The sequence below is a fragment of the Kangiella sp. HZ709 genome (genome assembly GCF_009674675.1).
Classification (GTDB): Bacteria; Pseudomonadota; Gammaproteobacteria; order Enterobacterales; family Kangiellaceae; genus Kangiella.
Map to the genome: position 1 here is coordinate 1 of NZ_WKJC01000005.1, position 391 is coordinate 391.

1 protein-coding gene is annotated in these 391 nt (G+C 34.3%); it reads left to right on the forward strand.

Going from position 1 to position 391, the window contains the following annotated elements; translation table 11 throughout:
- A partial coding sequence (locus GJS41_RS11430; RefSeq protein WP_195758387.1) for a hypothetical protein occupies positions 1 to 273 on the forward strand: 273 nt, incomplete at its 5' end.
- Between the last annotated feature and the right edge of the window lie 118 nt (positions 274 to 391).

The following is a 391-nucleotide window of genomic DNA, read 5'->3' on the forward strand; positions in this document are numbered from 1 at the left end:
GACGGTACAGAAGATGCAGATATTTATTTTTCTGGAGATATCATTCAACAATCTGAATCTTTAGCTCCCGAAATAGAAAAAGCTCAGGCCGAGCGTTTTTCAGATAAAAAACATAAACATCTAGATTCTATAGAACGCTTAACTCATCGTTTACATCTTAACTGTAATCGTCTACAGCACTGTAATAGTAATGGAAAAGATTTCTTACCTATTCTTCAAAGTGAGCTCAAAAAATTCAAGCGCTTGCAACGTTCGTGGATGATGACGCTTTAGACTTTTCGCTTTAAGGTCTTCTTAATTAGCAATTGATATTTTGACAATTCTAAAGCTACTTTCTTACGAAGCAAAAATAGACCAATCATATTAGGTACCAACATTGAAAACACCATAG